This window comes from Neobacillus drentensis, from assembly GCF_036966985.1.
GTDB classification, from domain to species: domain Bacteria; phylum Bacillota; class Bacilli; order Bacillales; family Cytobacillaceae; genus Neobacillus; species Neobacillus drentensis_E.
On record NZ_JBALSN010000584.1, the window covers coordinates 1 to 1,961 of the forward strand.

The 1,961-nt window shown below is 36.2% G+C and carries 3 protein-coding genes; 2 read left to right on the forward strand and 1 reads right to left on the reverse strand.

The window, feature by feature from the left end; translation table 11 throughout:
- Both V7659_RS28415 and V7659_RS28420 read left to right on the forward strand, forming a co-directional pair.
- A partial coding sequence (locus V7659_RS28415) for an undecaprenyl-diphosphate phosphatase (RefSeq protein WP_335543412.1) occupies positions 1 to 560 on the forward strand: 560 nt, incomplete at its 5' end.
- 114 nt (positions 561 to 674) lie between these two features.
- Entirely contained in the window at positions 675 to 1,103 is a 429-nt protein-coding gene (locus V7659_RS28420; protein WP_335543413.1) for a CotY/CotZ family spore coat protein, read from the forward strand.
- Between the two features lie 48 nt (positions 1,104 to 1,151).
- On the opposite strand, the gene V7659_RS28425 is transcribed toward V7659_RS28420, so the two are convergent.
- Positions 1,152 to 1,961 (reverse strand): glycerophosphodiester phosphodiesterase (locus V7659_RS28425; RefSeq protein WP_335543414.1); only part of this gene is annotated, 810 nt, incomplete at its 5' end.

Here is a 1,961-nt window from a genome sequence, read left to right on the forward strand (position 1 = left end):
GTTTAAAACTTTCTCAAGTAATTGTAGGATTAATTCCTGCCGGTGTTCTGGGCGTTCTTTTTAACGACTATATTGATGAACACTTATTTTCAACTGCAACTGTTTTAATTGGTTTAGTTATTGGGGCGGTCCTAATGATTCTTGCTGATGCTATAGGTCCAAAGCGTCCGAAAGTACAAACAGTTGACCAAATTACCTATAAGCAAGCATTAACTGTCGGTTTGTTTCAATGCTTTTCACTTTGGCCAGGATTCTCTCGTTCAGGGTCAACAATCTCTGGAGGAGTTCTGATGGGGATGAGTCACCGTGCTGCCGCTGATTTTACCTTTATCATGGCAGTGCCAATCATGGCAGGTGCTAGTTTTCTCTCATTATTAAAGAATTGGGAATATATGACGGCGGATGCCCTTCCCATCTTTATTGCAGGATTTATTAGTGCCTTTATTTTTGCTCTTTTGTCTATTCGCTTTTTCCTAAAGCTTATTAACAAAATAAGATTATTACCATTTGCCATTTATCGTATTGTACTGGCAATCATCCTGTATATTATATTTATCTAAATAATTCGTCGCTTCTCTGTTTTCCGTAAGAAACTTGCCTATACCTACAACTCCTATTCGAATATTTTACAATAAGGACTGTTGAATGGTTACAGGGGAGGAGGGAAAACAAACATGGGGATAGAACGGTGCGAGAAGCACTGTTTATGTAATGAAATGGAACAACTTCTTGAAGAACAACAAAGGTTATCCTTGGATGATTTTAGATTTGTGTGTGATAAAATTGGATATGATACCATTCCGTTTGTCCTGTCAAATGAGAAATGTGCTTTTAAGGTATTTGCAAGAACAAGAAATGGTAAATTATTTACTACACAAGTGTTTCGGTTAGAAAATCTAGACTCAAGACATTGCTGTGCAACGTTATCACTGCTTTTGCCAGTAGATATGGATGGGTATCCAGTAGAATTATGTGATGAGGTATTCTCACTAGTAAAAACAAATAAATGCATTATTGTAGATTTGTCTTGTTTTTGTAGTATTAAACCTTTGTCACCCAAATTAGTTAATCGTGAACTGCCTATTGTGGAACCAAAAGGTTAATAAAAATGTGAGTGGGTCTATTAATTGAATAATAGACCCTATTTCTATTTAAGAAAAATCTGGAAAATCACTGATGATTCCTTCTACATGGAAATTTTTTAGCGTCTTTATGTCATTCTTTTTATTAACTGTCCAAATAATTGTTTTAAAGCCATGGTGATGAATTCTTTTGATCATCCGCTTATTCACCATAGTTATTTTTGGATTTACATATGACACATAGCTGGAAAAAGACTTTAAATTCTTATTCGAAATCATCTTTACACCGGTGCTTTTAACCAAAATCCCAATTGGAATGGCAGGCAGAAGTTCATGAAAACGTTTAAGTGCACCACGGTCAAAGGATTGAACTATAATTTGCTTGTCAACGGTTGTTAACTCTCTTTTCTTTAGCTCAACCGCAAGTTTCTCCTCCATTAGGGGATAAAGTGAGGGTTTTTTTAGTTCAATTAAAAAGCCAATTTTTCCAGCAAACTCCTCAAATACCTCAGAGAGAGATGGGATCTTCTCACCTGCAAAATCACAATGAAACCAACTTCCTGCATCAAGACTTTGAATTTCTTGTAAAGTAAAATCCTTTACTTTCCCTTTCCCATTCGTTGTTCTGTTAACGGTTGGATCATGTATCACAACTAATTCACGGTCCTTTGTCATCTGAATGTCAAGCTCAAGGTAGTCTACACCTAGTTCTACGGCTTTCCTAAAGGATGAAATTGTATTCTCTGGACAGTAGCCTGCCGCACCTCTATGACCAATTTTCAAAGGAGAGTCTTCGTTCTTTTTCTCATAAAACCGTGTTATTGCTCGTACTATTACCATGATAAGTATTAAAAAAAGCGTAGCAGCATTCCTCAAGTT

Coding starts and splice junctions, on each gene's coding strand:
- V7659_RS28420 (WP_335543413.1), top strand. CDS start 675: ATGGGGATAGAACGGTGCGAGAAGCACTGTTTATGTAATGAAATGGAA.